At 51.1% G+C, this 5,269-nt stretch carries 5 protein-coding genes; all 5 read left to right on the plus strand.

Annotated elements, in window-relative coordinates:
- The first annotated feature begins 108 nt into the window (after positions 1–108).
- The 5 genes from Q4A89_RS11505 to Q4A89_RS11525 all read left to right on the plus strand — a co-directional run bounded on the left by Q4A89_RS11505 (position 109) and on the right by Q4A89_RS11525 (position 4,859).
- Positions 109–864 (plus strand): hypothetical protein, encoded by a 756-nt coding sequence (locus Q4A89_RS11505; RefSeq protein ID WP_303185643.1) that lies wholly within the window; start codon positions 109–111, stop codon positions 862–864.
- On the plus strand, positions 809–1,564 hold the full coding sequence (locus tag Q4A89_RS11510; RefSeq protein WP_303185644.1) for a hypothetical protein: 756 nt from the start codon (positions 809–811) through the stop codon (positions 1,562–1,564). The genes Q4A89_RS11505 and Q4A89_RS11510 overlap by 56 nt, the downstream gene beginning before the upstream one ends.
- A 35-nt stretch (positions 1,565–1,599) precedes the next feature.
- Entirely contained in the window at positions 1,600–2,550 is a 951-nt protein-coding gene (locus Q4A89_RS11515) for a hypothetical protein (protein WP_303185645.1), read from the plus strand.
- A 168-nt stretch (positions 2,551–2,718) separates the two neighbouring features.
- Entirely contained in the window at positions 2,719–4,359 is a 1,641-nt protein-coding gene (locus Q4A89_RS11520) for a dipeptidase (protein WP_303185646.1), read from the plus strand.
- Positions 4,360–4,391: 32 nt separating this feature from the next.
- Positions 4,392–4,859 carry an outer membrane beta-barrel protein gene (locus Q4A89_RS11525; RefSeq protein ID WP_303185647.1) on the plus strand — a complete coding sequence of 156 codons (468 nt, stop codon included), beginning with the start codon at positions 4,392–4,394 and terminating at the stop codon, positions 4,857–4,859.
- The last annotated feature ends 410 nt before the right edge of the window (positions 4,860–5,269 follow it).

Below are 5,269 nucleotides of genomic sequence, written 5' to 3' on the forward strand. Positions count from 1 at the left end.
AAGTACCGAAAACGAAAAAAATCGCCCATTGACTATTAGTCAAAGCGTCGAAAGCGAAAAAAAAGTACCTTTGACTATTAGTCAAAGCAATGAAAAAAACGAATGGAAATGAAACGAATGATTTTAACCGTCGCACTGTCGACATGGACTGCCCTCGCGTTGTGGGCACAAGATACCGCCGAGAAGGCTTTTACTCAACTGACATGGATCGATGCCTCGCCCGAAAGCGAATATTCGCAGGCACGTTTCGGGTACGACAAGAGTACGTTTACCGTCGTCCGCAAACGCTGTGAGGCATTGCCCGCCGATCACCCGTGTTACGATGCGGAAAATACGATGGAGTATGTGTTGGTAGGCACGTATCGAAACGCTTCGATGACGTCGCCCGTCTATATCCTCTACACCCCCGGCATGAGTGCCGACCCGGAGTTTCGCATCGTCGAGGAGAGCGGACGGACACTCTTGGAGGAGCCGGCCGACGAGCTGTGCATTCATGCTTCGGGCGTCATCTATACGGCCGGACATACGAACAAGATGATCAACGAACGACGCAAGTACACGTACGCTGCGGGACGTATCACGGAAACGCCCCAGCCCTATCTCTATGCCGGCATCAAAGGTAAGCTCCTCAAACCGGTGAAGCTGTACAGCGAACGTACCGGCGGCACGGTCGTGGCGAGTCTGCCCGTCGGCTACGAGGTAGAAGTGCTGCTGTCGGAAAATACGGATCCGCTCGCGGAGGAACTGCCGAAGCATTACCTCGTGCGCACGGCATTCGGGCTGGTAGGATGGCTGCGTCTGACGGACGATGATACGTATCACCTCGATCCCGTCGTACGCGGACTGGGCTTTCAGGGAGATTGAAACCGCTTCCGGCCGAAATCACGAAACGAACTCTAACAGCCGGGGGCAGGCAGGAGAGGGGAGAGGCTCTTTCTCACCCATCTACGGCCGTCCGGCCATCATCCATAAACAATTAAAGAAAGAAACGAAAATGAGAACATTACTTTTACTGATGTTTGCCGCCGGCATGTTGGCAGGATGCAAACAAACCCGGGCAGGCGGTATCGCCGCGCCCGAAACGAACGGAAGCGCGGAAACGACACAAACGGCTTCACCAACCGATACGGATCAGGCCGGATTACAATGGCTGACGGAACTTTTTACGTGCGCCGAAGGTGGCGGCTACTGTTTTCCCGACTTCGATACCGAATTTACGACCCGGCGTCTGAACGAGTTCTGGGACGAAGCCGTTCAACTGTATGGTGGCTACTTCGAAGGGAGCGACGAAGAGCTTCAGGCGGCCATCGAACGTTACCGGCAGAAATGGAACGGAATCTATCCGCTCAAGGAAGACGATTATAACTTCTTCGGAGCCGGAAACGGCGATACGGACAAACTCAACGACGTACGTATCACATTGCAGGGCGATCTGAAATACCATCTCTTTATCGACTTCGGTTATGCGTCCAGCCATACCGACGTGACGCTCGTAAAGCACGCCGACGGCTTCCTGATCGACTACATGAGCGTGAACGATGTAGAGATTAATGAAAAAGAATAGACTAACCGATTATAAACGTATAAATAGAAAAAAGAATGAAAACTTTTTTGTACTTCTTTGCCATGCTGTTTCTTACAGTGGGGGCATGTGCGAATAAGCATGTAAATAACCAACCGGCCGTTTCGTACGGCATTGTGGATGAAAATGATGAAGACGATCCCGCCGAGGCGTTTATTCCTTCCGACTATCTCTTCGCCATCGCTGTGGGCTGTGACGATGGCAGGCAAATGCTTATCGTCAGTGAAACGGACGAAGACGATGTTTTCGCAGGCATTCGCCCCGATAGCATCACGACCTGCTTTCACAACGGCCGGCTTTATCCGGTCCGCTACGTCGGAAAGCAGAAACGAAGCGACGAAAGTACCGGGCGTGAAACGACGCAAAACTTCCGGAACCTCGGAGGGTACGTCTATGAACTGATCTCGGACAGGCTGCCCCTGACGGAGGACGAGGAATATATGTATTATGTATCGCTTTCCGACCGGAAGTTCGCCGGCGATTTTTCGGTCGTAGAGATGCAACATTATACCGCCCGGGATGATGAAGGAAATATCATTTATGACGACTATGCCCTACGACGCATGGAGCAGACCCGCGGCGATCTGGCCAAGCGATACGGTCGCAAGATCAAGGCGATCGAGGTTGTCGCCGCGACATCCGACGGCGAATATTTCGTCTATTCCGTGCAGTTCGAAAATAAAGGTACGCAAGCGCTCGGTCTGGTGGCGCTCGAAACATTCGACGGATATTCGATCCTCGAAGAACCGGCCGAATACAATGAGATTTCGACTTGGCGCGCCGACGACGAGGGTTCTTATTACGCACCTTATGTGGCCGGACTTTTTCGGAAATACGACGGTTCGCTGCTGATCTTACTTGAACGTTTCGGTGCGGATGGCTCTAACTTCGAGTTCTATGTAGCGCACGAAGACGGGAAGCTGAAACGATATGACAGGGCATGGTATTTCTATGCCGCACCTCTCTGAGATGTGATAACATAAAAAAAGAACCTTAAGAGCCGTCTTCAAACTGTCTGTCTCAGGATGAGGTACGGCTTTTTTGAGCTTCACAAAATAAGTTTGGCTTTTCGTCGGACATCGTTTATCTTTGCCGTCCATAGATGTAAAATGAGAAACATAAAAAAATCAAAACGTATGAAGAAAAAATGTATCGCATGGGCCGCCTGTCTGTTCTTGGCGGCAGGTTCTGAAGTGTTGGCATGCACCGGTTTGCTGGTAGGAAAAAAAGCCTCGGTAGACGGTTCGGTAATGATTAGTTATTCGGCGGACTCCCATACGCTCTACGGCGAAATGTATCGTTGGCCGGCCGCGACGTACCCGCAAGGCACCATGCTCGACGTATCGGAGTGGGATACCGGCAAGCCGCTGGGCAAAATCGCGCAGGTGACGCAGACGTATTCCGTGATCGGAAACATGAACGAATATCAGGTGGCCATTACGGAGAGTACTTTTGGCGGGCGTCCGGAGTTGATCGATACGACGGGAATCATGGATTACGGCAGTTTGATTTACATTGCCTTGCAGCGTTCCAAATCAGCTCGGGAAGCGATCAAAGTGATGACGGATTTAGTGGCCGAATATGGTTACTACAGCAGTGGCGAGTCGTTCTCGATTGCTGACAAGAACGAGGTTTGGATCATGGAAATGGTCGGAAAAGGGGTCGGAAACAAAGGCGCCTTGTGGGTGGCCATCCGTATTCCGGACGATTGCATCGCCGCGCATGCCAATCAATCGCGTATCCATCAGATTCCGTTCGACGACAAAGAGAACTGCATGTACGCGCCCGATGTCGTTTCGTATGCCCGTGAAAAAGGGTATTTCAAAGGTAAAGACAAAGATTTCAGTTTTGCCAATGCGTATTGCCCTTACGAATTCAGCGGACTGCGTGCCTGCGAAGCGCGTGTATGGTCGTTCTTCCGCCAGTACGATAAGCAAATGAACAAGTACGAGGCTTTTGTCAGAGGCGATGCGACGAAAGAACCGATGCCGCTTTACATCAAACCTGACCGCAAACTCTCCGTGCAGGATGTGCAGCAGGCCATGCGCGACCATTACGAAGGAACGAGCATGGATATGACGAAAGACCCGGGCGCGGGCCCCTACAAGGTGCCTTATCGCTGGCGTCCGATGCACTATACGGTAGACGGACAGAAGTACCTGCATGAACGCGCCATCGCCACGCAACAAACAGGCTTTGTCATCGTTCCGCAGATGCGTAACTGGCTGCCGGATGCCATCGGCGGTATTTTGTGGTTCGGAGTGGACGATGCCAATACGGCTGTTTTCAATCCGGTGTATGCCTCTTCACTGGCAGTACCCGAATGTTACCGGGTGGGCAACGGCGATATGTTGACTTTTTCATGGAATTCGGCCTTCTGGATTCATAACTGGGTGGCGAATATGGCATACCATAAATACAGTTTTATGATTCAAGATATCCGCAAGGTGCAGACCGAACTGGAGAACGGATACCGTGACGCTATCCCGGCGATCGATAAGGCCGCGTTAGCCCTGTATGAGAAGAGCCCCGAAGAAGCACGCCGCTTCCTGACATGGTACAGCACGACCACGGCCGATCAGGCTACCGCGCGCTGGAAAAAGCTGGGCGAATACCTCATGGTGAAATATATCGACGGAAACGTGAAAAAAGAGCAGGATGGAAAATTCAAACGCAATCCGTATGGACTGCCTTCTGCTCCGGACTTCCCCGGATACGATGAGGAGTATTACAAAGAAATCGTTCGTCAAGGCGGTGAACAATTGAAAGCGCAATGATGTTCTATCATTGAACCCAAAAAGATAAAGAAATGAAAAAGTTAATGGTCATCATCGCGCTGGCACTCTTGTCGACTGCCGGATATGCACAACACCGACGGTCGTCGGCAGGGGTAAATGTCGGATATGCCCTCGATGGAGAGTCGGCAACGTTTGGTCTCGATTTCCGGCATAAGGTGTGGCGGAACGTGCGCATCGCTCCGTCTTTTACGCACATGTTCCGTAACAACGGCCTCAGTGCCTGGTACCTCGATTTCGACGGTCACTACGTAGTGCCTGTGACGCGCAACTTCGCGTTTTATCCGATCGGAGGAGTGGGCATGTCGGTCTGGAACGTTAAAGGCCACGATGGAAACTACACCCGTGTAGGGCTGAATGTCGGATTGGGAGCCGAGCTTTATGCCACGAACGAAGTATCTGTAGGTACGGATATGAAATATAACCTGACGAAGGATTATGATCAGGCTTTGGTATCGGTAAGAGTGGCTTATCATTTCTGAACGGACGGATTGCCTCGCCGCAGAGGGAAGATCCGGCACAGGTTTCGAGTACAAAAAAAATGATTTATTGGCCGAACCGTTGTAAGGTTAACTTTACGACGGTTCGGTTTTTACGCGATACACTGTTCGGCGTGTACCATTATTTAATTGTCAATTGTTAATTGTCATACAGGGTACATGATTCGGCGTGTACCATGCATAACAATTGACAATTAACCATTAACAATTATAATTCAGGCTTACAGCCCTCCGCCGGGATGCGATGCCTTTTCCCCAACGCTTCGCATTGGGCTGAGTTATCTCGCCCTTTCAGGGCTTTTACAGCAACCAGCAATCAGCCTTCAGCGTTCAGCCGGCCAACAACTCAACAAATAAACATTTCAACAACTCAACGCCCGCAAGGCATACAA

It is taken from the genome of Tannerella sp., from assembly GCF_030528505.1.
In the GTDB taxonomy this organism is placed as follows: domain Bacteria; phylum Bacteroidota; class Bacteroidia; order Bacteroidales; family Tannerellaceae; genus Tannerella.